This window comes from Pseudomonas sp., assembly GCF_033723075.1.
In the GTDB taxonomy this organism is placed as follows: domain Bacteria; phylum Pseudomonadota; class Gammaproteobacteria; order Pseudomonadales; family Pseudomonadaceae; genus Aquipseudomonas.
The window spans coordinates 1-21,966 of sequence record NZ_JAWVXU010000002.1 but is presented as its reverse complement, the minus strand read 5'-3'; the positions used below and the strand labels follow the sequence as shown (position 1 = coordinate 21,966).

At 65.8% G+C, this 21,966-nt stretch carries 24 protein-coding genes; 10 read left to right on the top strand and 14 right to left on the bottom strand.

Translation table 11 applies throughout. The annotated features are described in order from the left end of the window. Positions 1-969 carry a threonine dehydratase gene (locus R3355_RS02740; RefSeq protein ID WP_318959955.1) on the bottom strand — a complete coding sequence of 323 codons (969 nt, stop codon included), beginning with the start codon at positions 967-969 and terminating at the stop codon, positions 1-3. Positions 970-1,050: 81 nt separating this feature from the next. Here R3355_RS02740 and R3355_RS02735 point away from each other — a divergent pair, with 81 nt between their 5' ends. Together R3355_RS02735 and amn are read left to right on the top strand one after the other, a co-directional pair. Continuing rightward, entirely contained in the window at positions 1,051-2,382 is a 1,332-nt protein-coding gene (locus tag R3355_RS02735; RefSeq protein WP_318959954.1) for a PLP-dependent aminotransferase family protein, read from the top strand. Between the two features lie 413 nt (positions 2,383-2,795). Beyond that, positions 2,796-4,271: an AMP nucleosidase gene (gene amn, locus R3355_RS02730; protein WP_318959953.1), complete on the top strand. Its 1,476-nt coding sequence runs from the start codon at positions 2,796-2,798 to the stop codon at positions 4,269-4,271. 66 nt (positions 4,272-4,337) lie between these two features. Here amn and ahr read toward each other — a convergent pair whose 3' ends face one another. After that, complete coding sequence (gene ahr / locus R3355_RS02725) at positions 4,338-5,372, bottom strand: NADPH-dependent aldehyde reductase Ahr (protein WP_318959952.1); 1,035 nt, start codon at positions 5,370-5,372, stop codon at positions 4,338-4,340. Between the two features lie 205 nt (positions 5,373-5,577). Here ahr and R3355_RS02720 point away from each other — a divergent pair, with 205 nt between their 5' ends. Continuing rightward, on the top strand, positions 5,578-6,144 hold the full coding sequence (locus R3355_RS02720; RefSeq protein ID WP_318960199.1) for a pseudouridine synthase: 567 nt from the start codon (positions 5,578-5,580) through the stop codon (positions 6,142-6,144). Positions 6,145-6,417: 273 nt separating this feature from the next. On the opposite strand, the gene R3355_RS02715 is transcribed toward R3355_RS02720, so the two are convergent. The 6 genes from R3355_RS02715 to R3355_RS02690 all read right to left on the bottom strand — a co-directional run bounded on the left by R3355_RS02715 (position 6,418) and on the right by R3355_RS02690 (position 9,920). Next, entirely contained in the window at positions 6,418-6,621 is a 204-nt protein-coding gene (locus tag R3355_RS02715) for a DUF2788 domain-containing protein (RefSeq protein WP_172150161.1), read from the bottom strand. Between the two features lie 173 nt (positions 6,622-6,794). Then, positions 6,795-7,274, bottom strand: coding sequence for an Lrp/AsnC family transcriptional regulator (locus R3355_RS02710; protein ID WP_318950304.1), 480 nt, complete (start codon positions 7,272-7,274; stop codon positions 6,795-6,797). A 345-nt stretch (positions 7,275-7,619) separates the two neighbouring features. Then, a complete protein-coding gene (locus R3355_RS02705) occupies positions 7,620-8,189 on the bottom strand; it encodes a VIT1/CCC1 transporter family protein (protein WP_413243478.1) in 570 nt (189 codons plus the stop codon). A gap of 18 nt (positions 8,190-8,207) precedes the next feature. Beyond that, positions 8,208-8,375, bottom strand: coding sequence for a hypothetical protein (locus R3355_RS02700; protein WP_318959951.1), 168 nt, complete (start codon positions 8,373-8,375; stop codon positions 8,208-8,210). A gap of 176 nt (positions 8,376-8,551) precedes the next feature. Beyond that, positions 8,552-9,406: a cation diffusion facilitator family transporter gene (locus R3355_RS02695; protein WP_318960197.1), complete on the bottom strand. Its 855-nt coding sequence runs from the start codon at positions 9,404-9,406 to the stop codon at positions 8,552-8,554. Positions 9,407-9,500: 94 nt separating this feature from the next. Beyond that, entirely contained in the window at positions 9,501-9,920 is a 420-nt protein-coding gene (locus R3355_RS02690; RefSeq protein ID WP_318959950.1) for a polyribonucleotide nucleotidyltransferase, read from the bottom strand. 139 nt (positions 9,921-10,059) lie between these two features. On the opposite strand from R3355_RS02690, the gene hrpB reads away from it, so the two are divergent. Beyond that, positions 10,060-12,594 carry an ATP-dependent helicase HrpB gene (gene hrpB, locus R3355_RS02685; protein ID WP_318959949.1) on the top strand — a complete coding sequence of 845 codons (2,535 nt, stop codon included), beginning with the start codon at positions 10,060-10,062 and terminating at the stop codon, positions 12,592-12,594. Between the two features lie 106 nt (positions 12,595-12,700). Here the strand turns inward: hrpB and R3355_RS02680 are convergent, their stop codons facing one another. Then, on the bottom strand, positions 12,701-13,447 hold the full coding sequence (locus R3355_RS02680; protein ID WP_318959948.1) for a transporter substrate-binding domain-containing protein: 747 nt from the start codon (positions 13,445-13,447) through the stop codon (positions 12,701-12,703). Between the two features lie 329 nt (positions 13,448-13,776). Here R3355_RS02680 and R3355_RS02675 point away from each other — a divergent pair, with 329 nt between their 5' ends. Together R3355_RS02675 and R3355_RS02670 are read left to right on the top strand one after the other, a co-directional pair. Next, positions 13,777-14,016 carry a CDGSH iron-sulfur domain-containing protein gene (locus R3355_RS02675; protein ID WP_318959947.1) on the top strand — a complete coding sequence of 80 codons (240 nt, stop codon included), beginning with the start codon at positions 13,777-13,779 and terminating at the stop codon, positions 14,014-14,016. Between the two features lie 27 nt (positions 14,017-14,043). Then, the gene (locus tag R3355_RS02670; RefSeq protein WP_318959946.1) at positions 14,044-14,889 is read left to right on the top strand and encodes an SDR family oxidoreductase; all 846 of its coding nucleotides are present in this window, start codon (positions 14,044-14,046) and stop codon (positions 14,887-14,889) included. 330 nt (positions 14,890-15,219) lie between these two features. On the opposite strand, the gene R3355_RS02665 is transcribed toward R3355_RS02670, so the two are convergent. Continuing rightward, entirely contained in the window at positions 15,220-15,654 is a 435-nt protein-coding gene (locus R3355_RS02665; RefSeq protein WP_318959945.1) for a VOC family protein, read from the bottom strand. 43 nt (positions 15,655-15,697) lie between these two features. Next, positions 15,698-16,360, bottom strand: a complete 663-nt coding sequence (locus tag R3355_RS02660) for a YciC family protein (RefSeq protein WP_318959944.1) — start codon at positions 16,358-16,360, stop codon at positions 15,698-15,700. A 153-nt stretch (positions 16,361-16,513) separates the two neighbouring features. Between R3355_RS02660 and R3355_RS02655 the strand changes: the two genes are divergently transcribed. The 3 genes from R3355_RS02655 (at position 16,514) to R3355_RS02645 (ending at position 18,085) form a co-directional block, all read left to right on the top strand. After that, the gene (locus tag R3355_RS02655) at positions 16,514-16,993 is read left to right on the top strand and encodes an NYN domain-containing protein (RefSeq protein WP_318950288.1); all 480 of its coding nucleotides are present in this window, start codon (positions 16,514-16,516) and stop codon (positions 16,991-16,993) included. Positions 16,994-17,174: 181 nt separating this feature from the next. Then, positions 17,175-17,792 carry a 3'-5' exonuclease gene (locus R3355_RS02650; protein WP_318959943.1) on the top strand — a complete coding sequence of 206 codons (618 nt, stop codon included), beginning with the start codon at positions 17,175-17,177 and terminating at the stop codon, positions 17,790-17,792. Between the two features lie 119 nt (positions 17,793-17,911). After that, on the top strand, positions 17,912-18,085 hold the full coding sequence (locus R3355_RS02645; protein WP_318950284.1) for a DUF6435 family protein: 174 nt from the start codon (positions 17,912-17,914) through the stop codon (positions 18,083-18,085). Between the two features lie 185 nt (positions 18,086-18,270). On the opposite strand, the gene R3355_RS02640 is transcribed toward R3355_RS02645, so the two are convergent. The 3 genes from R3355_RS02640 to R3355_RS02630 are packed head-to-tail and all read right to left on the bottom strand — an operon-like array spanning position 18,271 to position 20,242. Continuing rightward, positions 18,271-18,888, bottom strand: coding sequence for a TPM domain-containing protein (locus tag R3355_RS02640; protein ID WP_318959942.1), 618 nt, complete (start codon positions 18,886-18,888; stop codon positions 18,271-18,273). Between the two features lie 26 nt (positions 18,889-18,914). Next, positions 18,915-19,640: a TPM domain-containing protein gene (locus tag R3355_RS02635; RefSeq protein ID WP_318959941.1), complete on the bottom strand. Its 726-nt coding sequence runs from the start codon at positions 19,638-19,640 to the stop codon at positions 18,915-18,917. Next, positions 19,640-20,242 carry a LemA family protein gene (locus tag R3355_RS02630; RefSeq protein ID WP_318959940.1) on the bottom strand — a complete coding sequence of 201 codons (603 nt, stop codon included), beginning with the start codon at positions 20,240-20,242 and terminating at the stop codon, positions 19,640-19,642. The genes R3355_RS02635 and R3355_RS02630 overlap by 1 nt, the downstream gene beginning before the upstream one ends. 170 nt (positions 20,243-20,412) lie before the next feature. Between R3355_RS02630 and R3355_RS02625 the strand changes: the two genes are divergently transcribed. Next, entirely contained in the window at positions 20,413-21,744 is a 1,332-nt protein-coding gene (locus tag R3355_RS02625) for a DEAD/DEAH box helicase (protein WP_318959939.1), read from the top strand. Positions 21,745-21,966: the final 222 nt, after the last annotated feature.

Here is a 21,966-nt window from a genome sequence, read left to right as displayed (position 1 = left end):
TCAGGCGGCACCGGTGGGTTCGACAAGAATGCTGGCGAGCAGGCTACGGTCGATATTGGCCCCGCTGAGCACCACCGCGATGCGTTCGCCGCGATTGCGCTCGCGTTCCTGCATGGCCGCTGCCAGCGCGGCGGCCCCAGCGCCCTCGGCGAGGTTGTGGGTGTCTTCGTGCAGGGCAACAATGGCCCGGCGGATGGCGTCGTCGTCGACCCGCACGATACGCGCCGCACCTGCACGGATGATTTCCAGTGCCTCGGGCGCCGGGATTCGGCAGGCCATGCCGTCGGCGAAGGTGTCGGCTGTTTCGGTGCAGACGATGCGACCCTGTTCGAAGCTCGAGGCATAGGCATCGGCCGCGCTGGACACCACGCCGATGATCTCCGTCTCCAGGCCCAGCAAATCGCGGGTGCGGATCATCCCGCAGATCCCCGAGCCAAGACCGATCGGCACATAGACCCGGCGCAGATCGGGCACCGCTTCGAGCAGTTCCAACGCATAGGTGGCAACGCCACGAATCAGGTCCGGGTGCAGGGATGGGACGAAATGCCAGCCGTTCGCCTCGGCGAATTGCGCTGCCTTCTGCCGAGCCGTGTCGAAGTCGCGGCCGAATTCGCTCACTTCGGCGCCGCACGCCCGCATGGCAGCATTCTTTTCCGTGGAGTTGCCCTCGGGAACCAGCACCTGCAGGCGCAAGCCTGCCTGGCGTGCCGCCATCGCCAGGCTGAGCCCGTGATTGCCGCGGGTCGCGGTCACCAGCCCCGGCACCTTTGGTTCGCGCTTGAGCAGCTCGTTCACATAGAGCACGCCGCCGCGCACCTTGAAGGCGCCGGCCGGCGTGTGATTTTCGTGCTTGACCCAGACCTCGCAGCCCAGCCGCTTGGCCAGCAGCGGCCACGGATGCTGAGGTGTCGGCGGCACGCTCTGGTGGATAAGGTCGGCGGCTTGGCGCAATGCATCGAGGTCGAACATCGAAAGCTCCTTGGCGAGGTTTGACCAAGATCCTAGGGCGCGCGCATTGTATGGGTAAATAGTTATATTGCATGGCAGACAATGTGGTTACCCGAACTCCAATCCAATAATCAGCCGCGCTACCTGGCCCTGGTCGATGCCATCGCCTCGGCCATTTCACGGGGTGAGCTGAAGCCGGGCGATTGCCTGCCACCGCAGCGGCGACTGGCCTGGGCGCTCGGTCTCAACCCCAGCACGACCATGCAGGCCTACCGCGAAGCGGCACGGCGACATCTCGTCAGCGGCGAGGTAGGGCGCGGTACCTATGTGCTGGCCAGCAGCCGCGAGGCCAGCCTGTTCCGCTTGAAGCTGCCCGAGGCGCACCCGCAGCTGATCGATCTGTCGACCAATCTGCCGGTCATCGACCCCGACGACCACGACCTGCAGCGCAGCATGCAGGCGTTGTGCGCAACGGGTGGGCTGGCCAGGCTGCAAGGCTATCCCTCGGCGCGCAGCTTGCAGCGCGGTCAGCTGGCGCTGAGCAACTGGCTGTGCGGCCGCGCGGTGGAACTGCCACCGCGGCAGGTTCTGCTCTGTGCCGGTGCCCAGCAGGGCGTGTTCGCTGCGCTGCTCGGATTGTGCGAACCCGGTGAGCCGGTGCTGGTGGAGAGCCTGACCTCGCCGGGGATCAAGGCGGCCGGTCGTCAATTGCGGCTACCGTTGCACGGGGTGGCGATGGATGAGCACGGTATCCTGCCGGACGATTTCGACCGCATGGTCCGCGCCACTTCGGCGCGTGTGGCGATCTTGACGCCTTGCATGCAAAACCCTAGCGGCGTGAGCATGGATGCGCGGCGCCGCGAAGCGATAGCGGCGGTGGCGCGTCGGCACGAGGTGCTGATCATCGAGGACGACGTCTATGGCGCGCTCGGCGATGAGCCGCCACTGGCGTCGGTGTTGCCAGAACGCACTCTACTGATCAGCAGCCTGTCGAAGACGGTCGCGCCGGGCTTGCGCCTGGGCTTTATCGCCGGGCCTGAGCAATGGCTGTCGCGCATCGACCCCGAGGCCCAGGCGACCAGCTGGGCGCTGTCACCGCTGTGCCTGCAGATTGGCTGCGAATGGCTTGAGGACGGCACGGCTGCGCGCCGCCTGAGCTGGCAGCGTGTGCAGGTGGCCCGGCGCTGGCGGCTGGCGCAGAAACTGCTCGGCGCGACGCTGTCATCCGCTGCGCCGCATCGATGGTTGCAGGCACGCGCCGACGAGGATCTGCTGAGGTGTTGCCGCGCTGCGGGCGTCGAAGCGGCAGCGGCGGAGGTCTTCGCGGTCGGCCCCAACGCCCCCCATGCCTTGCGCCTGAGCCTGACTGCAGCACCCAGCCTGGCGGTACTGAAGGCCGGTCTGGAGGCGATCGCCCGGCAGCGATCTCTATGACGGGTTGATGTGTTTTCCCGCAGAGGTTCAAGCGATCGTCAAGCTGGCACGCGGTCGGCCGTTCGTGAACTGCCTGAGGGCGACGAACGTTGTAACAACCACCACGCATCGACCGGGCCGCCATTGGTTCTGGTGCAGGCCAGGCCGGCACTTACAGGCACCGGCTACGACAGGCCAGTCCAACTTCGTAGTTGCGGGGGGAGCGCAATCAGTTGCTGCGTTTGCCCGGCAGCCTGGGTTCGCTGCCGGATTTTTACCCGCTTGGCAACCCCGGCACCCGGCGGGTCGGGTCCTTGACCGCGCAGCCGTTGCCGGCGGATCTCAGGTGACTGCCGGAGTAGCCACGTCGCGCTATGCCAAGGCGCGGCGATCAGGGCAAGATAGGCGCGTGTATTCAGCCAGGAATATCTGCCGTGACCCCCAGTTCAGAAGACTTCGTTGTCGCCACTACTGCCGAAGAGGCCGTGGATCGCCTGGCCGCCCTGCATCTGCAGGCCACCGCTGCCCTGAGTCGGGCGCTCAAGCGCTATGTCAAGGAAGGCATCAAGCCGGACGCCGAACAACTGCGTCAGTTCCACTACCCGGAACTGCGTCTGACTTATTTGTGCCAGGGCGAGGCGCCCGCGACTGTGCGTGCCTATGCCAAGGTCCAGGTGCCCGGCACCTACAGCATCACCGTCACCCACCCCGAGGCTTTCCGCAATTACCTGCTGGAGCAACTGCAGCCGCTGATGCATGACTTTACCGTGTGTGTCGAGGTGGGCGTCAGCCAGCAGAATATTCCCTATCCCTATGTGGTCGAGCATGGCGATGAGCTGGCCGGCTCGGGGATTACCGCCGCCGAACTGGCGCGGGTGTTCCCCAGCACCGATCTGTCCGCCGCCAACGACGGCACAGCCGATGGCCTGTACGACTGGGAGGGCGCGGAGCAATTGCCGCTGGCCCTGTTCGACGCCGCCCGGGTGGATTTTTCCCTGCGCCGCCTGGTGCATTACACCGGCAGCGATTGGCGTCATGTGCAGCCCTGGATCCTGCTGACCAACTATCACCGCTACGTCGACCAGTTCATTCGCCATGGCCTGGATGTGCTGCAGGCGGATTCGCGTTTCGTGCGCATGGTGCTGCCGGGCAACGTGGTGATCGAGCGCGGCATGGCCGAGGGCGAGATGCAGGCGATCATCGAGACCGTGGTCTGGCACCGCTACCAGATGCCGGCCTACCACCTGCAGGGCGCCAGTCCTGGCGACGGCATCACCCTGGTGAACATTGGTGTCGGCCCGTCCAACGCGAAGAACATCACCGACCACCTGGCCGTGCTGCGTCCGCACTGCTGGTTGATGATCGGCCACTGCGGCGGATTGCGCCAATCGCAGACCATCGGCGATTACGTGCTGGCCCACGCCTATATGCGCCGCGACGGGATTCTCGACCGGGTGCTGCCGCCCAACATTCCCCTGCCGGCCCTGGCCGAAGTGCAGATGGCCTTGCAGGAGGCCGCCGCGCAAGTCACCGGCGAGCGTGGCGACGCCCTCAAGCGGCGTTTGCGCACCGGCACCGTGTTGACCTACGACGATCGCAACTGGGAGTTGCGCTGGGCCCAAGAGCGGCCGCTGATCAACCTGGCGCGCGCCGTGGCGGTGGACATGGAAAGCGGCACCATCGCCGCCCAGGGTTATCGCCTGCGGGTGCCCTACGGCACCCTGTTGTGCGTGTCGGACAAGCCGCTGCACAGCGAGATCAAGCTGCCCGGCGCCGCCGGCGCCTTCTACGAGCGGGCGGTGACCCAGCATCTGCACATCGGCATCACCGCCCTCGACCTGCTGCGCAGCCAGCTCAACTCGCTGCACTCGCGCAAGCTGCGCAGCTTCGACGAGCCGCCGTTCCGCTAACAGCCAAGGTCGCCTGAATGAAAAAGCCCGAGGTGCGAGCCTCGGGCTTTTTCATTCAGGGGTTACTTACTTGCTGGCGTCCAGCACCACCCGGTAGCGCGCCTTGCCTGCACGCAGGTGGGCGATGGCGTCGTTGACCCTGCTCATGGGGAAGAGCTCGACCTGCGGCAGGATCTGGTGACGGGCGCAGAATTCCAGCATGGTCGCCATGTTCGCGGGTGAGCCCACCGGTGAGCCGGACAGGCTGCGCTGGCGCGGGATCAGGTTGAACACATGCACCGGGATGGCGCTCGGCACTATGCCGACGAAGTGCAGGCGGCCCTTGCCACCGAGGGTGCCGATCAGCGCGTTCCAGTCGAGGTCGGCGCTGGCGGTGACCAGGAGGAAATCCAGGCTGCCGGCAATCGCCTTGAGCGCCGCGCTGTCGGTCGAGGCGACGACCTTGTGCGCGCCCAGGCGCTTGGCCTCTTCCTGCTTGTTCAGCGACGAGGTGAAGGCGGTGACCTCGCAACCCCAGGCGTTGAGAAAGCCCAGGGCCAAATGACCCAGGCCGCCGATGCCGACCACGCCGACCTTGTCGGTGGGTTTGACGTTGAACTCCAGCAGCGGGCTGAACACTGTCGAGCCGGCACAGAACAGCGGGCCGACCAGGCTCGGGTCGAGTCCCTCCGGCAGCGGCACGGCCCAGGCCCAGTGGCTGCGCAGGCGGTCGGCGAAACCGCCGTTGCTGCCGACGATGGTCGGCTTTACCGAACCGCAGAGCTGGTGCGCGCCTTCCATGCAGGAGTGGCAGTGCATGCAGCTGCCCTTGTACCAGCCGATACCGACCCGCTGGCCGAGTTCGAGGCCGCGCACCTGCTCGCCGAGACGCACGATGCGGCCGACCACTTCGTGGCCGGGGATGAACGGATAGCGGGCGTTGCCCCATTCGTTGTCGATCATCGACTGGTCGGAATGGCAGATGCCGCAGTACTCGACCGCCACCTCGACCTCCTCGCTGCCCAGCGGGCCAGGGTCATAGCTGTGCGGTTCGAGGGGCGCACCGGGCGCCTTGGCGGCCCAGCCGGTGAAGCTGTCGAGTATGGAATCGGAGGCGTTCATGCGGGTTCCCTCGGTCATGGAAAGCAGAGCCTTGCCAGCATAGCCGCCCGTGCACGCAAAGGCGTCGCCCATAAGTCCGGTTGATGGCCCAAGGGTGGCCTCGGTTACACTGGCCACCCCGTTTTCTGTTCCCGGAGCCTGCATGCCGCGCCCGCCCCGTTCCGCCACGCCCTCGCGCTCCGCCGGCAAGCCCGCCATCCGCCGGGTGGCCAAGGCGCCGCCAGCCGAGCCGCGCTTGCTGCTGCTGAACAAGCCCTTCGATGTCCTGACCCAGTTCAACGATGAGCAGGGCCGCGCCACCCTCAAGGACTTCGTCGCGGTGCCCGGGGTCTATCCGGCCGGGCGCCTGGATCGCGACAGCGAGGGCTTGCTGCTGCTGACCAATGACGGTGGCCTGCAGGCGCGCATCGCCGATCCCAAGCACAAACTGGCGAAAACCTATTGGGTGCAGGTGGAAGGCGCGCCGACGTCCGAGCAGCTGCAGCGCCTGCGCGCGGGCGTCGAGCTGAACGACGGGCCGACCCTGCCGGCCGAGGCGCGCGTGCTGGATGAGCCACCGTTATGGCCGCGCAACCCGCCGGTGCGTTTTCGCAAGAGCGTGCCGACCGCCTGGCTGGAGCTGGTGATCCGCGAAGGGCGCAACCGTCAGGTCAGGCGCATGACCGCGGCGGTGGGCCTGCCGACCCTGCGTCTGGTGCGCGTGCGCATCGGCCCCTGGAGCCTGGACGGCCTGCAACCCGGCGAATGGAAAGAGGTCGAGGCGCGCTTGTAGGGCGTGTTTTTTTCGAGACGATCCGTTCGTAAGGTGACCCGGGAGGGTAGGGCGGCTTCGGAGCGCAGCGACAACCCGCCAGCTTTTATGTCGCGCCGATCATCCATGTGAAGTGCCTGCGGGTAGGGCGGCTTCGGAGCGAAGCGACAACCCGCCAGCCTTTTGCCGCACCGATTATCAATGGTGCACTGCCTGCGGCGAGTGACACCCTACGGATCGTGGATTGCTCACGGCAGTAGGGCGACCTCGGCGCGGGCCGTTTTCAGCGACCGCTCAGATGCCTTCCATCCCGGCGATCACCACGGTCTTGATGACAAAACCGAGCACGCCCAGGCCCAGGGCGAGGAACAGGATCATGGTGCCGAAGCGTCCGGCCTTGGACTTCTTCGCCAGGTCCCAGACGATGAACGCCATGAACAGCACCAGGCCGCCGACCAGCACGGTCATCATCAACTCTTCGAATACTTGCGGATCCATCGTGACCTCTTTGGCAAAACGAGGCTGTGCCGCCAGAACGGGCAGGAGGTGGGCAGGGCGATTGTTATTGTCTGAGCGCAAGGCTCTTTATGGCGGGCCGCACAAGGCACAGCTAAACGCCGGCGATTATACCCGTGCGGCCTGGTTTGTCAGCGACCGTCGGTAAGTGCCGGTCAGTGGCGCAGGTGCTGCAGCGGCAGCTGGGTGCTGGAGAGGATCTGTTGCAGGACGAAGCTCGAGCGCACGCTGGAGACGCCCTCGATGCGGGTCAGGGTGCCGAGCAGGAATTGTTGGTAATGGTCCATGTCCGGCACCACCACCTTGAGCTGGTAGTCGGCATCCATGCCGGTGACCAGGCTGCATTCCAGCACCTCCGGGCATTGACGGATCATCTCCTGAAAGTGCTCGAAACGCTCGGGGGTGTGTTTGTCCATGCCGATCAGGACATAGGCGGTGAGGGTCAGGCCGAGCTTCTTGCGATCCAGCAGGGCGACCTGGCCGAGGATGTAGCCGTCGTCCTCCAGTTGTTTGACCCGCCGCGAACAGGGCGAGGGCGACAGGCCAATGCGCTCGGCCAGATCCTGGTTGGACAGGGTGGCGTCGCGCTGCAGTTCGGCGAGAATGTTCAGGTCGTAGCGGTCGAGTCTGGTCATGTTTGGTGCGCTTTGATTATTTGAATGCTGATAATCATGCGCTGTTAGTTAAAAATTGCGCAAGTGGCAAGATAATCAGCAGTGTTCGCAATCTTTTGCTGCGCCTGTATCTGTAATCTTTACCTCAGTTTCACGGCCCGGACGACATGTCCACCCGGCTCGTCCAATCAGGCGAACCGGCGCCGCCGGCCTAACCAGGTCGTCACGGCACCCGGGTCCGCACTGCCCAACCAGGCGGGCGACGAAAGCGGCAACAGAATTGCCAGTAGCGGACACTTGCCCCAGGCAAGAAAAAAGGGAGACCGCCAGGTCTCCCTTTTTTCTGGGCGATGTTCAGGCATCGCATCATTCGATGCCGAACACGTAACGCAGCAGATAGCCGGTCAGGTACGCCAGGGAGGCCGCCGTACCGCCGGTGAGCAGGGTGCCAAAACCGGCGCGCAGAACGGGCTTGGCAAATACCAGGCTCTTCAACATGCCGATGGAAAAGAACGCTGCTGCGGCCAGGGCCGTGCTCAGGAAGAACTGGCGCTGGATGCCCAGGCTGGTGAAAAACAGCGGCAACAGCGGGATGGCGCCGGCGATCAGGAAGGTGGTAAAGGTCACGGCGGCCGAGCGCGCGGGATCCAGCTCGACGCTCTGCAGACCGTGTTCTTCGATGCGCATGGTTTCAACCCAGAGCTGGCGATCCTGGCTGATGGTGGTGACGATCTCCTCGAGAATGGCGCCGCTGAAGCCCTTGCGGTAGAACACCTGGCGGATTTTTTCGAGCTCACCGGCGGGCACCCGGTCGATGTATTCCTCTTCCATGCGCCGGACCTGTTCGCGGAACTCGCGTTGGGCCTTGATCGCTTCGTAGTTGCTGACGGCCATGCTGAAACCATCGGCAAACAGGTTGGCGAAGCCCATGATCAGCGCGACCGAGGCCGAAAATCAGGCCTCGACGGCGCCGGCGACGATGACAAAGGTGGTGACGCAACCGTCTATTGCGCCGAGTACGGCATCGGAGATGGTTTGCGGCTTGTTCTTGCTGTTCAGGTGCTTTTCGATGGCGTCGGGCTGATGCTCGCGGTAAAGCGTCTCGAGGCTGGGCTTCTTCATGGGGCCGGGTCCACAAGGCTGATACGCCCTCTCAGCCTATGCGTGAAATGCGTTTCGCGGAGCGCTTGGCCGTCAGCCAGGTGGTCGTTTCACGGTTGTGACGCTATCCAGCACCGTAGCGCAGGGGCAGCCGGGGCGCGCAACAGACGGACGTCTTGCCGCAACCGCGACGCTCATCAAGGGGTGGTCGGCTCGAGTGGATCGGCATGCACCAGCACTTCGGCGCGGGAGAATTCGGCGCGAATCGCGTATTCCACCTGCTCGCACAGTTCATGGGCCTGCATCAGGCTCAGTTCTCCAGGCAACTCCACGTGCAGCTGGACGAACCAGTGGGTGCCGGACATGCGCGTGCGCAGGTCATGCACGCCAAGCACGCCGGGTATGCCGCAGGCCAGCAGGTGCATGCGTTCGCTGAGCTCCGGCGCCAGCTCCTTGTCCATCAGCACGGCCGATGCCTCGCGGGCGATGCTCAGGGCGCTCCAGAGGATGAAGAAGGCAATGCCGATGCCGAACAGCGCATCCAGTTGCGGCCAGCCGAAGCTGGCCAGCAGCAGCGCGAGCAGGATGCTGGCGTTGAGCAGCAGGTCGGAGCGGTAGTGCAGCGAGTCGGCGCGGATCGCGGTGGAGCCGGTCTGGCGCACCACATGGCGCTGGAACAGCAGCAAGGCGGCGGTCAGCGCCAGCGACAGCAGCATCACCGCCACGCCCAGGGTTGCAGCGCCGAGCGGCTGCGGGTTGAGCAGGCGATCCACGCCATGCGCGGCGACCACCACCGCACTGACGCCGATAAACAGCGCCTGGCCAAGCCCGGCCAGGGCCTCGGCCTTGCCGTGTCCGTAGCGATGGTCTTCGTCTGCCGGGCGCAAGGCGTAGTGCACGGCGATCAGATTGAGCAGGGAGGCGGCGCCATCCAGCAGCGAGTCGGTGAGGCCGGCCAGCAAGCTGACCGAGCCGCTCAACCACCAGGCGATGGCTTTGGCCAGGGCCAGGGTCAAGGCCACGGCCAGCGCCGCGAAGGTGGCCTGGCGCATCAGGCGGGCATGCTGCGGAAGTATGGTCACAGGATCTTGCTCTCGCTATCAGGCCTGACCGGGAGGGCCAGGCCGGGGGCGTGGTGGGTCAGGCTCAGGCGGCCGGACGCAGACCGTAGGCCGCCAGTTGTTCGGCGCTGGCGCTGCTGTGGATCAGCCGCGGGTCGTCGAGCGGCAGGCTGTGGCCGGTGTGCTGCTCGATCAGGACCTTGAGGCGGGCGTGGTCGATCTTGCCCTCGGCATCCACAGCCTTGTGCAATTCTTGCGGATCGACCTGGGCGCTTTGCCCGTTCGGCAGGTAGATGGCGCCGGTGGCGAAGTCGATGCCGAAGGCGATCAGGCCGGGGATCACGTAAAACAGGATGCCGACGGCATTCAGCGCCGCCACCACCGGGTCTATCCGGCCTTCGATCTGGCCGCGCCGATCGGGGAAGAACAGGGTGCCGCAGGCGCTCAATTGGGTGAACAGGGTGACGGCGAGAGCACCGCCGATAACGCGGTATTGGGTGCGCATGGCATACCTCCAGACAAAAGTGGCGCAACTATAGCAAGCCGGCTGTGGCAAAACTGCTGCGCATTGATGTGGTCAGGTTAAGACCTGCAGAGGCGGGCGGCGGTTCGCCGCTATAATCGCCGGCCAGATTGGAGCCTTCATGAATTCCTTGCCTATCGACGTCCTGTTACCCGCGCTGCGCCAAGCCCTGGCCGACCGTCACGAGGCGGTGCTGGAGGCCCCGCCCGGCGCCGGCAAGACCACCCGTGTGCCGCTGGCGCTGCTGGACGAACCCTGGCTGGCCGGGCAACGCATCATCATGCTCGAACCGCGCCGTCTGGCCGCGCGTGCCGCCGCCGAACGCCTGGCCAGCGAGCTGGGCGAGGCGGTCGGCGAGACCGTCGGCTACCGCATCCGCCTGGACAGCAAGGTCGGCCCGCGCACCCGCATCGAGGTGGTCACCGAGGGCATTCTCGCCCGCCGTTTGCAGGACGACCCGGCGCTGGAAGGGGTCGGCCTGGTGATCTTCGACGAATTCCACGAGCGCAGCCTGGATGCCGACCTGGCTCTGGCCCTGTGCCTCAACGGCCGCAGCATGTTTCGCGGCGAGGACTCGGGCGAACCGGCGCTCAAGGTGCTGCTGATGTCGGCGACCCTGGAAGGCGAGAAACTGGCCGCGCTGCTCGACGATGCGCCGGTACTGCGCAGCGAGGGGCGCATGTTCCCGGTGGAGCTGCGCTGGGGCGCGCCCTATCAGGTCGGCGAGTGGCTCGAGCCCAGGGTGGTGCAGACGGTGTTGCAGGCCCTGGCCGACGAACCGGGCAGCCTGCTGGTATTTCTCCCAGGGCAGGCGGAGATCCGCCGGGTCAACGAGCAGTTGACCGAGGCCCTGGCCGGACGCAGCGAGATCCTGCTGTGCCCGCTGCATGGCGAGCTGGACCTGAGCGCCCAGCGCTCGGCCATCGAACCGGCGCCCGCCGGCAAGCGCAAGGTGGTCTTGGCGACCAATATCGCCGAGACCAGCCTGACCATCGACGGCGTGCGCGTGGTGGTGGACGCCGGCCTGGCGCGGGTGCCGCGCTTCGATCCGGGCAGCGGCATGACGCGCCTGGATACCCAGCGGGTTTCCCGTGCCAGCGCCACCCAGCGCGCCGGTCGTGCCGGGCGCCTGCAGCCGGGCAGTTGTTATCGCCTGTGGTCGCAACACCAGCACGAGCAGCTCGGGGCCTATGCCACGGCGGAAATCCTCCAGGCCGACCTGGCCGGTCTGGCTCTGCAACTGGCGCGCTGGGGCGTGACCCCGGCCGAGTTGGCCTGGCTCGACCCGCCACCGGCCGCGGCCTATGCCCAGGCCACGGATCTGCTGACCCGGCTCGGCGCGCTGGATCAGCGCGGGGGGCTGACGGCCCACGGTCAGGCCATGGCCGAATTGCCGGCGCACCCGCGCATCGCCCACCTGCTGCTGCGTGGCCAGGCGTTGGGCCTGGGGGCGCTGGCCTGCGACCTGGCCGCCTTGCTCGGCGAACGTGACATTCTGAGAGGCGCGGGCGCCGATTTGCACAGCCGCATTGCCTTGCTCGGCGGCGCGAGCAAGGCCGCCCGTGGCAGCCAGGGCGGGGTGCAGCGGGCCCGGCAGTTGGCCCGGCAGTTCCAGGGCTATCTCAAGCGCACCCCAGTAAGCACTCCGGTTACCGACCCCGAACATCCGCGCTGGCTCGGCGCCCTGCTGGCGTTCGCCTACCCCGACCGGGTGGCCCAACAGCGCCGCGCGGGCGGCGCCGAATACCGCCTGGCCAACGGTCGTGCGGCGCTGTTCGCCGAGGCCGATGCGCTGATGAAGCATGAATGGCTGGTGCTGGCCGACCTCGGCAGCCGCCAGGGCCAGCGCGAGGAACGCATCTACCTGGCCGCCGACCTCGATCCGCAGTTGTTCGAGACGGTGCTGGCCGAGCAGGTCAGCGTGCACGAGGAGCTGGACTGGGACGAACGCGAAGGCGTGCTGCGCGCCGAACGCCAGCGCAAGGTCGGCGAGTTGGTGCTCGAGCGCGAGCCGTTGACCGGCCTGGATGAAGCCGCGCGCAGCCGCGCCTTGCTCGGCCTGGTGCGGCGCAAGGGCCTGAAACTGCTGCCCTGGACCCCGGAGCTGCGTCAGTGGCAGGCGCGCGTGGCCCTGCTGCGTGCGCTGGATCTGGCCGCCAAGGGCGTCAGCGAGTGGCCGGATGTCAGCGACGCGGCGCTGCTCGCCAGCCTGGAAGGCTGGCTGCAACCCTACCTGGGCAAGGTCAAGCGCCTCAGCCATTTCGCCAATCTGGATCTGTCCGGTCTGTTGAAGAACCTGTTGCCCTGGCCGCTGCCGCAGCGCCTCGAGGAACTGGCGCCGCGCAGTCTGCAGGTGCCGTCAGGTTCGCGCATCGGCCTGGATTACAGCGAGCAGCCGCCGGTGTTGGCGGTGCGTCTGCAGGAGCTGTTCGGCCTGGCCGAGACGCCGCGCATCGCCGGCGGCCGGCAAGTGGTCAAGCTGCACCTGCTGTCGCCGGCGCGGCGGCCGGTGCAGGTGACCCAGGACCTGGGCAACTTCTGGCGCAGCACCTACGCCGAGGTGAAGAAGGACCTCAAGGGCCGCTATCCCAAGCACTACTGGCCGGACGACCCACTGATCGCCGAGCCCACCGCACGGGCCAAACCGCGCAAATAAGTCAGACATCGCCTCGGCGGCGGCGCGGGCACAGCAAGAGCTTCGCGGCTGAAGAGAAACGCCGCCCGGCCGCGCCGACAAAAGCGGCAGGTCGATAGCGAGGGTCTCAATCCAGGCTCAGGTCCTCGCCGGCGGCCTGCAAGCGCTCATAGGCCCGCTCCAGTGCATCGCGCAGGACTTCGGCGTCGGGGGCGTGGCGCGAGACGATCAGCTTCAAGGGCACGCGTTGCAACTGAACATAGGGCAGCTCGCTCATGCCCAGGCGCCGTCGGGACTGCTCCACAGGGAGCTGGTAGTCCAGCAGGAAGTCGGCGCGGCGGCGCTGGAGCATTTCCAGGGCGGCGCCGTGACTGGTGGTGCGGTGTTGGCGGATCGCCAGGAGCGGATCGTTGAGCAGTGCATTGGTCTGCGGCCAATAGCTGTAGCCATTGATCATGATGATTCCGCGGCCTTGCAGGTCTTCGGGAATGCGCGGCAGCAGGGTGTCGCGGCGAAAATACAGGTTGAGGACGATTCCCCCCAGCTGCGCGCGGGTTTCCAGGGTATGTCCGCTCAGCTCCGTTTTGCCGGGCGCGCCGGGCCAGACGTGCACACTGCCATCGCGCAGGCCGTTGTACAGGCGCGCGCTCGGGTAGGAACGCAACTCGGCCTGGTAGCCGGCGTGCTCCAGCAGCCGCTTGGTCAGGTGCAGGATCGCGCCTTGCGGGCGGCCCTGGCTGTCGCTGTAGGAATAGGGTGGGAACTCGTAAAAGCCGACCTGAATCGGCGAAGCCGGGCCGTCGCTGGCGCTGTGAGCCGGACTCGCGCTGCCCCAGAGGGCCGCGAAAAGGGCGAGACAGAGGATTCTGGGCATTGATCAGGGCTGCGGCGCTTGGCCGTCTTGTCGTTATAAAACAATCACATGTGCGAGCATGACGATGCGCGGCAGCGATTGTCCAGCGCCATCTGCTGTCAGCCTAGTCGAGCGTTGCTGGCAGCGGGAACCCGAACCCCGAAAAATTATCGCCAATCGCAAGGCTGGCAGCCTATCGGACCGCACCCTTCCGAAACGGGCAGCGCAGGAGGCAAGGAGTGCGTGGGCTATGCTGAAAAAATCCAGGAGGCGGGTGGGCAACAGGCAGATGAGGCTGTGTGTCGCCGACTTTGCTGGTATGAATTGGTATGGTGAAAGGAGGAGTTAGCATGACCGAGCCGCTGATTGCCCAACGAGGCCCCTTTGCGGTCGAGGTGCAGGCTGGAAACGACTATTTCTGGTGCCGTTGCGGGCGTAGCGCCAGCCAGCCGTTTTGCGATGGCAGCCATAAGGGTACGGGTATCACGCCGCTGAAATATCATGCCGAACAGAGCGACACCCTGTATTTTTGCGGTTGCAAGCATACCCAGACGCCGCCCTGTTGCGACGGTAGCCATAACAAGCTGTAGTACCAGCAGCACAGCCGGGGGCAAACCATGTACCGCAAGGTCTTCGCCAATAAAGTATTCGATCGCAAGGTGGTGCTGATCACCGGTGGCTGCGCCGGTATCGGTCGCGCTCTGGCCGTGCGCCTGGCTCAGGCCGGCGCTCGCCTGGTGATTCTGGATCTGCAGCAGCAGGCGCTGGACAGTCTGGTGCAACACCTGGCCGACCATCACAACGCCGAGGCGCTGGGGCTGGTCTGCGACGTCGCCGATGCCGAGGCGGTGCAGCGTGCCGTGGCCCTGGCCATCGAGCGCTTCGGCGGGATCGACGTGCTGGTCAACAATGCCGGCATCACCCACCGCAGCAGCTTCGCCGACACCGAATTGGCGGTATTCCAGCGGGTCATGGCGGTCAACTACTTCGGCGCCCTGCATTGCACCAAGGCGGCGCTACCCAGCCTGACTGCCCGCGCTGGGCAGATCATCGTGCTCAGTTCGTTGTCCGGTTTCTCCCCGTTGCTTTACCGCAGCGCCTACAACGCCAGCAAACATGCCCTGCATGGCCTGTTCGAAACCCTGCGCTACGAACTGAAGGACAGCGGGGTCGGTGTGATGCTGGTCTGCCCCGGCTTTACCGCCACCGATCTGCGCAAGAACGCCCTGGTCGGTGACGGTTCGGTGGCCCCACAGCCGCCACTGGCAATGGGCAAGGTCGCCTCGCCGCAGGACGTCGCCGAAGCCATCTATCGGGCGGCGCTCAAGCGCAAGCGGCTGTTGATCCTGTCCAACGTCGACTGGCGCGCGCGCATTCTGGCGCGCTTCTTCCCGCGTCTGTTCGAGCGGGTGCTGCTGCCGCGCCTGTCCGGCATGAAGCCGCAACGCAGCGGGCGTGCTTGAGCCGCGATCGTGAACCTATCCAGGGTGACGTGGCCGGATTGTGTGTCGTAGCGGTGATCCACGCTGCACCACATTGTTGAGCGAACCGTAGGGCGGTCCGGGCGGCGTTCCGATCGGAGCGAAGCGACAGCCCGCCAGCTTTGCGCCGCGCCGGTGAGTCAATGGTGCACTGCCTGCGGGTAGGGCGGCTTCGGAGCGAAGCGACAACCCGCCAGCTTTTGTGCCGCGCCGCCGAACCACGGTGCACTGCCTGCGGCGAGTGACACCCTACGGATCGCGGGTTGCTCCAGGTTTGGGGCCGCCTGCAGACTGCCGCAGTTGGCGGGCCTCTCAGTCTTCGATCGGCGCGATATACAGCTCATAGACCTGTTCCAGGTCCCAGTAGGTCGCTTCGATCTTGTGCCCGTCGAGGTCGCGGACAAAGCAGCCGTAATAGGGTTCGCCGTATTCGGCGCGCGGACCGGGTTCACCTTCGCCGACCGCGCCGGCGTCCAGGGCGGCCTGGTAGAAGGCATGCACGGCGGCCTTGTCCGGCGCGACAAAGCCGAAGTGAGTGCCGTTGCCGACAGTCGCCGGCTGACCATCGACTGGTGTCTGCACCCAGAACTCCGGGTATTGGCGGCCGTAGGCCACCGCCCCGGGGTGGGCGAGAATGCGTTTGCAGCCCAGGGTCGGCAGCACCTGATCGTAAAAGGCCACGGCCTGGTCGAACTGGTTGGTGCCGAGCGATACATGCGACAGGCTGCTGGGGTTGGCGTCGGCCATGGGAGGCTCCTTGAAAATTGACCCCTAACAGCCTAGCTCGAATTTATTCCTCTGCCGGCAACGTAGCGCGCAGCATGAACAGGCGAAACAGCACCACAGTGGCGAACAGCTGGAGAAAGCCGTTGGCGCTGTCGAGCAGCAGGCTGAGCAGCACGTCCGGTTGCGCGCCCTCGGCCGGCTGGCTGGCCCAGGACAGCAGCCACAGCGGCAGCATGACGCACAGCACGCAGGTGAGAATCTGCCAGAAATAACCGCTGGTCAGCTCGAAACTCTCATGCAGGGCTTTTATCGGGCTCAGTCCACGCAGCACCAGCAGGTACTCGGCGAATGCCAGCTTGATCATGATCCACAGGCCCGGCAGCACGAACAGCGAGGCGCCGAGCATGATCGCCAGGGTGCTCAGGCCCGCCAGCAGGGCAAAGCCTGGCCACAGGCGCAGGCTGGCGGCGAGCAGGTCGCGGTTGACCGGCGCCTCGCCCCGGCTGCGCGCATCGAGGAACAGGATCAGCGCCGCGGTGTACAACGGATAGAACAACAGACCGACCAGAATGCCGTAGGCTGCCGCCGCTTCGCCCCCGACCCGGGCGCTGACGACCTGCTGCACCACCGCTTCGAGTACCACCAGGGGCAAGCACAGGCGGGCGATCGCCGGCAGGTTGTGGCTGAAGAAAAACCAGGCATCGCGCAGGACGTGAAACGCATTCATGGGCAGGGGTCGCGGTCGAGTGAGCAGGGCGCCACTCTAGCCGATCGCGGCATGCAAAGGCCACGGCAGGGCGTTCTGGTTGTGCATGCGGACAAGCGTGCCCGGCGGATCTGGCATACTGGCCGGCGTTTGTTACCCCAAAGAGGATTACCGGTGAAGAAAATCGCCGTATTCGCCGATGTACAGAACCTCTATTACACCGTGCGCCAGGCCTATGGCTGCCACTTCGACTACGCCGCCCTGTGGGCCGACATCAGCCAGCACGGGCAGATAGTCGAGGCCTACGCCTATGCCATCGACCGTGGCGACGCCAAGCAGCAGCAGTTCCAGCAGATCCTGCGCAACCTCGGTTTTACCGTGAAGCTCAAGCCCTATATCCAGCGTAGCGACGGCTCGGCCAAGGGCGACTGGGACGTGGGCATCACCATCGACATCATGGACACCGCGCCGCGGGTCGACGAGGTGGTGTTGGCGTCCGGCGATGGCGACTTCGATCTGCTGCTGGAGAAGATCCGCAGCAGCTATGGGGTCGAGGCCGTGGCCTACGGCGTGCCGGGGCTGACGGCGCAATCGCTGGTCCGTGCGGCCAGTCGCTATGTGCCGATCGAAGGCACGCTGTTGTTGCGCAGCTAGTCGTTGCTGAGAAGCTGGTGTGCTGTCTCGGAATTATTGTTTCGCTGACATCGGCTCGTAGGGTGCGCCGTGCGCACCTGACACCCGATTGTCAGTGGTGCGCACGGTCTAGGCGGCCCCACGCGTCCTACACAGGCCAGCCTCCTGGCCGTTAAGTAATCAGTCGTTGAGAAACCGATAAATGCTCGAAGCCCCGATAGCCGTCCTCGATTTTGAAACCACCGGCATGTCGCCGGCGCAGCAGGCGCGCGCCACCGAGATCGGCGTGGTCATCGTCGAAGGCGGGCAGATAGTGGCGCGCTACCAGAGCCTGATGAACAGCGGCGCCTGGGTGCCGCCCTTTATCGAGCAGCTCACCGGAATCAGCAACAGCATGCTGCGCAACGCCCCGCCGGCGGCGCAGGTGATGAACGAGGTGGCGGATTTCGTCGGCGACATCCCCTTGCTGGCGCACAACGCCTCCTTCGACCAGAAGTTCTGGGATGCCGAATTGGCGCTGATCCGGCGTAAACGGGTGCAGCCGTTCGCCTGTTCCTTGCTGCTGGCGCGGCGCCTGTTGCCGATGGCGCCCAACCACAAGCTCGGCACCCTCAACCGTTGGGCACAACTGCCGGACACCGGCCAGGCCCACCGTGCGCTGGCCGATGCGGAGATGGCGGCCAACCTGACCTGCTTCATGGCCGCGCTGTTGCGCGAGCGCCATGGCCTTGCCGGGGTTTCCCACGAGCTGCTCTGCAGCCTGCAGAAGGTGCCCGCGGCCAAGATGGCCCAGGCGCTGCAGCGTTTGCGTGGTTTCTAGCCGGCCAGCCGCTGCTTTCTTGGCTTGTAACACATTGCCCGTCGAGTGCCGGTCTGGCGGACGATAGAGTGGATGCAGCGTTGGCTATCGCGCCAACGCCTCCACTCGAGGCATGCCCGATGTTCGGTTTGTTCAAAAGCGACCCCGTCAAAAAACTGCGCAAGCAATACAGTGCCAAGCTCGAAGACGCGATGAATGCCCAACGCAACGGCGACATCCGCGGTTATGCCAGCCTGACCGAAGAGGCCGAGGCGCTATGGAAGCAGCTTGAGCCGCTGGAGCAGGCCAAGTAAAAGTAGGGTGGGCTTCAGCCCACCAAGACAGCTTATTTAGCAGCGGTGGGCTTTAGCCGCGAAACGGTGCTGTGCTTCGAAGGGTTCGCGGCTGAAGCGGAACGCCGCCCGGCCGCTCCTACAAGCTGGCGATCTGGTTCAATATTTAACGGGCTACGACTTCCAGGATGCTGCGGTCACCCTCCTCAGGGCAGGATCACCAGGTGGTTGGGCAGTTCGTTGCGTTCGTGGGTGGCCGGCACGTGCTGCTTGAGCTGCTCGCCGCAGGCCTGGATGCAACCGAGAAAGCCTTCCAGGGTCTGGCCCTGTTTCACCCGCTGGGTGAAGTCCGCGACTATGGCCTGCCAGGTCGCGTCGGGCAGTCGGCTGGAAATGCCGCGGTCGACCAGGATTTCCACATAGTGCTCGGCCTCCGAGACGAAGATCAGCATGCCGGTCGCCCCGGTGGTGTGGTGCAGGTTGTGCTCGAGAAACTGCCGCCGCGCCAGGTTGGAGGCGCGCCAGTGACGCACGGCCCGGGGGATCAGGCGGCTGGTCAGCGCGGGGATGCGCAACAGCAGGCTGACGCCGGCGAAGGTCAGCCACTGCACCAGCAGCAGCTCCTGGGCGCTCAGCCAGGCGAAAAAGTAATTCAGCGCGCCGGGCAGCAGCAGCGCCACCAGGCTGGCCCAGAGCAGCGGGATATAGGTGTAGTCGTCCGCCTGGGCCGCCAGCACGGTGACCAGTTCGGCATCGGTCTCGCGCTCGACCGCGTTGATCGCCTCGGCGACCTGGCGCTGTTCGCTTTCATTCAGTAAAGCCATGGGGTCTGTCTACTCGTTGAATTGAATTACCAGCCGCCGGAAGCGCCGCCGCCACCGAAACCACCGCCGCCACCGCCAAATCCGCCACCGCCGCCGAAACCGCCGCCCGAACCGCCGCGGCCCAGCCCGGCAGCCAACAGCCCACCGAGCAACAGGCCACGCCGGCCACCGCGTCCGCCACCGAGCATGCCGATGACGATCAGCAGCAGGACGAAGAAGGGGATCGCCTTGGCCTTTTTTTCCTCGGGCGGCGGGCTGGCGGCCAGTGGCTCGCCGCCGAGCACCTGGATGATCGCCGCCACGCCGTCGCTGATGCCCTTGGCGTAATCGCCGGCCTTGAAGGCCGGGGTGATGACCTGGTTGATGATCACCGAGGATTGCGCATCGGTCAGGCGTCCCTCGAGGCCGTAACCGACCTCGATGCGCAGCTTGCGTTCGTCGCGGGCGACCAGCAGCAATGCGCCGTTGTCCTCGCCCTTCTGGCCGATGCCCCAGTGCCGGCCCAGCTGATAGCCGAAGTCCTCGATGGCAACGCCTTGCAGGTTCGGCAGGGTAACCACCACCACTTGCTCGCCGCTGGCCTGCTCGTGCGCCGCCAGCAGTTGGCTCAGGCGCGCTTCGGTCTGCGCATCGAGCAGCTCGGCCTGATCGACCACCCGCCCGCTGAGCGGCGGGAACTCGGGTTGCGCCTGGGCCATCCAGGCACAGGCGCACAGCAGCAGGAACAGTGGCAGGCGTAGCGTGACTGCCATCAGAATTTCACTTCCGGCGCTTTTTCCGCATCCGGGGAGGTCGCCTCGAAGTTCTCGCGCAGCGGCATGTCGCTGTACATCAGGCTATGCCAGATGCGCCCGGGAAAGGTGCGGATCTCGGTGTTGTAGCGCTCGACCGAGGTGATGAAGTCGCGCCGGGCCACGGCGATACGGTTTTCCGTGCCTTCCAGTTGGGACTGCAACGCCAGGAAGTTCTGGTTGGACTTCAAGTCAGGATAACGCTCGGAAACCGCCATCAACCGACTCAGGGCGCCGGTCAGTTGTTCCTGGGCCTGCTGGAACTGGCGCATCTTCTCCGGTTGGTCCAGGGTGCTGGCATCGACCTGGATGGAGGTCGCCTTGGCGCGCGCCTCGATCACCGCCACCAGGGTCTCCTGCTCCTGCTTGGCGAAGCCCTTGACGGTCTCCACCAGGTTGGGGACCAGGTCGGCACGCCGCTGGTACTGGTTCTCCACCTGGGACCAGGCGGCCTTGACCTGTTCGTCGTAGGTGGGAATGTTGTTGATGCCGCAGCCGCTGAGCAGCGCAGCCAAGACCAGCAAGGTCGCCACGCGCCCGCCGAAGCCGTATCTCGATGTCATCTGCATGGTCCGTCGATTTCCGTTCAGTCATGAATAATAGACGCTTACCCTACCCGTCCCCCGGGTGATAAGCCAATCGCGGCCCCTGTGCAACAGAATCGCGATCACCGGCCCCGGGCAGGGTAAACTGCGCGCATTCGCCTATTAGACTCCCAGTACTGGTTACCCTCATGAGCTTCGTTTCCCTCGGCCTGATCGAGCCCCTGCTGCGCACCCTCGACGGCCTCGGCTATGCCACCCCCACCCCGGTGCAGGCCCAGGCCATCCCGCCGATCCTCAAGGGCCAAGACCTGATGGCCGCGGCGCAGACCGGCACCGGCAAGACCGCCGGCTTCGCCCTGCCGCTGTTGCAACGGCTGATGATGGAAGGCCCGCAGGTGACCAGCAACTCGGTGCGCGCCCTGGTGCTGGTGCCGACCCGCGAACTGGCCGAGCAGGTGCAGCAGAGCTTTCTGACCTACGGCCAGAACCTGCCACTGCGCAGCTATGCGGTGTATGGCGGGGTCAGCATCAACCCGCAGATGATGAAGCTGCGCAAGGGCCTCGACGTGTTGGTCGCCACCCCCGGACGCCTGCTCGACCTGTACCGGCAGAACGCGGTCAAGTTCAACCAGCTGCAGGTGCTGGTGCTGGACGAGGCCGACCGCATGCTCGACCTGGGTTTTGCCCGCGAGCTGCAGGACGTGTTCGCCGCGCTGCCGAAGAAGCGCCAGACCCTGCTGTTCTCCGCAACCTTCTCCGAAGCCATTCGTGACATGGCCAGCGAGATGCTGCACGACCCGCTGAGCATCTCGGTCAGCCCGCGCAACGCGGCGGCCAAGTCGGTCAAGCAGTGGCTGACGCCGGTGGACAAGAAGCGCAAAAGCGAGCTGTTCCTGCACCTGTACCAGAGCAAGCGCTGGAGTCAGGCCCTGGTGTTCGTCAAGACCCGCAAGGGCGTCGACGAGCTGGAAGGCGAGCTGCAGCGTCACGGCATCAGCGCCGATGCGATTCACGGCGACAAGCCCCAGGCCACCCGCCAGCGCGCCCTGCAACGCTTCAAGGATGGCGAGGTCAAGGTGCTGGTGGCCACCGACGTGGCGGCCCGCGGCCTGGACATCGACGACATGCCGCTGGTGGTCAACTTCGACCTGCCGACCGTCGCCGAAGACTACGTGCACCGCATCGGCCGCACCGGTCGTGCCGGCGCCACGGGCCAGGCGGTGTCGCTGGTCTGCGCCGACGAGGTGGAGCTGCTGGCGGCCATCGAGACCCTGACCCAGCAGGTGCTGCAACGCATCGACGAGCCGGGTTTCATCCCCGACCACCGCGTGCCGCAGACCCTGCCCGGCGGCCAGGTAGTGAAGAAACCGAAGAAAGCCAAGAAGCCGAAAGTGGTCGGCGGCGGCAAAGGCGGCAGCCTCGGCCGCTGGCTGGAAAGCGACGAACCCGCCGCCCCCGCGGTCAAGGCCGTGCGCAAGGTGCCGAGCTTCGGCGGCAAACCGGCCAAGGGCGGCAGATAGGCCCGACGAGGAAAGCGCCACCCCGCACCATCGCACCCGCAGCCATTCAGCGTCGTGGGTGGCCGCGCGCGATGATTGGTTTTGGGCCAGGCAGCGATGGCTATCGCTGCGCTCAACCGTCGTAGGGGGCGCCGTGCGCACCAGGGTGACGGGGTGCATGATCGGACTCTGGATGATCAGGGTATTCGGTGCGCGCGGCGCACCCTACGGTGCGCAACCACT

Bases quoted from the DNA above. Each gene is read 5' to 3' on its own strand.
- R3355_RS02670 (WP_318959946.1), top strand. From the start codon at position 14,044: ATGTACCGCAAGGTCTTCGCCAATAAAGTATTCGATCGCAAGGTGGTG.
- R3355_RS02630 (WP_318959940.1), bottom strand. From the start codon at position 20,242: ATGACATCGAGATACGGCTTCGGCGGGCGCGTGGCGACCTTGCTGGTC.
- R3355_RS02710 (WP_318950304.1), bottom strand. From the start codon at position 7,274: ATGACCAGACTCGACCGCTACGACCTGAACATTCTCGCCGAACTGCAG.
- R3355_RS02665 (WP_318959945.1), bottom strand. From the start codon at position 15,654: ATGGCCGACGCCAACCCCAGCAGCCTGTCGCATGTATCGCTCGGCACC.
- R3355_RS02695 (WP_318960197.1), bottom strand. From the start codon at position 9,406: ATGCGCCAGGCCACCTTCGCGGCGCTGGCCGTGGCCTTGACCCTGGCC.
- R3355_RS02715 (WP_172150161.1), bottom strand. From the start codon at position 6,621: ATGGATCCGCAAGTATTCGAAGAGTTGATGATGACCGTGCTGGTCGGC.
- R3355_RS02635 (WP_318959941.1), bottom strand. From the start codon at position 19,640: ATGGCAGTCACGCTACGCCTGCCACTGTTCCTGCTGCTGTGCGCCTGT.
- R3355_RS02660 (WP_318959944.1), bottom strand. From the start codon at position 16,360: ATGAATGCGTTTCACGTCCTGCGCGATGCCTGGTTTTTCTTCAGCCAC.
- hrpB (WP_318959949.1), top strand. From the start codon at position 10,060: ATGAATTCCTTGCCTATCGACGTCCTGTTACCCGCGCTGCGCCAAGCC.
- R3355_RS02740 (WP_318959955.1), bottom strand. From the start codon at position 969: ATGTTCGACCTCGATGCATTGCGCCAAGCCGCCGACCTTATCCACCAG.
- R3355_RS02690 (WP_318959950.1), bottom strand. From the start codon at position 9,920: ATGCGCACCCAATACCGCGTTATCGGCGGTGCTCTCGCCGTCACCCTG.
- R3355_RS02700 (WP_318959951.1), bottom strand. From the start codon at position 8,375: ATGAAGAAGCCCAGCCTCGAGACGCTTTACCGCGAGCATCAGCCCGAC.
- R3355_RS02680 (WP_318959948.1), bottom strand. From the start codon at position 13,447: ATGCCCAGAATCCTCTGTCTCGCCCTTTTCGCGGCCCTCTGGGGCAGC.
- R3355_RS02650 (WP_318959943.1), top strand. From the start codon at position 17,175: ATGCTCGAAGCCCCGATAGCCGTCCTCGATTTTGAAACCACCGGCATG.
- R3355_RS02640 (WP_318959942.1), bottom strand. From the start codon at position 18,888: ATGGCTTTACTGAATGAAAGCGAACAGCGCCAGGTCGCCGAGGCGATC.
- R3355_RS02675 (WP_318959947.1), top strand. From the start codon at position 13,777: ATGACCGAGCCGCTGATTGCCCAACGAGGCCCCTTTGCGGTCGAGGTG.
- R3355_RS02735 (WP_318959954.1), top strand. From the start codon at position 1,051: ATGTGGTTACCCGAACTCCAATCCAATAATCAGCCGCGCTACCTGGCC.
- ahr (WP_318959952.1), bottom strand. From the start codon at position 5,372: ATGAACGCCTCCGATTCCATACTCGACAGCTTCACCGGCTGGGCCGCC.
- R3355_RS02625 (WP_318959939.1), top strand. From the start codon at position 20,413: ATGAGCTTCGTTTCCCTCGGCCTGATCGAGCCCCTGCTGCGCACCCTC.
- R3355_RS02645 (WP_318950284.1), top strand. From the start codon at position 17,912: ATGTTCGGTTTGTTCAAAAGCGACCCCGTCAAAAAACTGCGCAAGCAA.